We start from the raw sequence: 1,221 nt of genomic DNA on the forward strand, positions 1-1,221 counted from the left end.
TGAGTGATCGTTTCGAACCCACAACCAGGTCACGCCGATCCTGCCCCTCTGCGGAGCATTGAGGCAATCGAGAACAATTTGAGTATGTAACGTCTTGAACTTTTAGTTACTGCGGGTTTGTACAGTGCGCTCTCGCAATACGTTACTCGAAGTTTCCAGGGATGATTGCACGAATTTGACCCAGTTTTGTAAAATGATGAATTATACTGCCTCTGGCGCTGTACGATACATACTGATCTTTGCTATACACCCAACCATTATACTTTATGCCGTACCGAGTGAGTGAGGTGGGCGCCTCCATTAGTTCAGCTGAGCAGGCTGAGAGCCTAATTGAAGGTGAAATCCTTCCACCAAACCAAAGTGAAAATGTCATGTTTCGGTGGTATCGAGCCTCTTTAAGTGGTCCAGCACCTCGAGAGACCATTCGATATGTGTCTTCTCGCCAGAATAAGATTGTGAATATATCAGTTGGAGGCGAACTATGCTGCAGAGAAAAGTCATAATGTATGAAACCTCGGTTGTTGCTTTTAGGCGTTTGCAGGTTTCTTTTCTGAATAAAGGGTTTTATATAGTTTCGCTGGATCCTTTATATCAGATCATTTATGTTAAAAAAAAGGGCTCCTTTCCTAGTAAAATTTTGACTTTTAAAATTAAAATATTAGGAATAGGTAATAAATCTACTGCTATAATTCAAACCGAAGGATATATGGCAATTTTATTTAGTTTATGGCGCCATCACATTGAAAGACTATTAAGCGAATTGGAGGAATGCATAAAAAATAGTATATAAAATGTAGCAGATAAGTATTTGCCATAATCTTTAAGACAAATTATTATACTTTTCGAAATAATAAGTTAATAAAACTGATCATTCAATTAATTAAGCTGCACCACTCGCTTCCGAGCCTCGCTATCTCCTTCGATATACCGCTGCGTCGTTTGCAGCGAGAAGTGCCCCGCCAGATGCTGAACATCACGCAGCGACCCGCCCACGGTCGAGATCTTCCTGGCAGCGTTGGTGATGAAGGTCCGACGACCCGAGTGTGACGAACAGCCAATCAACCCCAGATCACGATACCAGCGTTGGAACAGGTTCACGATTGCCTGTGCTGAGGTCCGATCAGAGCGTTCAGTCCTGATCACGTAGGCGGTTGGGCTGCCACGTCCCTGCTCAAGAAGCTCCACCAGCGATGCCCGAAGCTGCTTGTTGATCGGAATGAT

The 1,221-nt window shown here is 43.7% G+C and carries 1 protein-coding gene; it reads right to left on the minus strand.

Annotated elements, in window-relative coordinates:
- Positions 1-876: 876 nt before the first annotated feature.
- Positions 877-1,221 (minus strand): tyrosine-type recombinase/integrase (locus G566_RS0100015; RefSeq protein WP_029131046.1); only part of this gene is annotated, 345 nt, incomplete at its 5' end.

It is taken from the genome of Sandarakinorhabdus limnophila DSM 17366, assembly GCF_000420765.1.
GTDB lineage: Bacteria > Pseudomonadota > Alphaproteobacteria > Sphingomonadales > Sphingomonadaceae > Sandarakinorhabdus > Sandarakinorhabdus limnophila.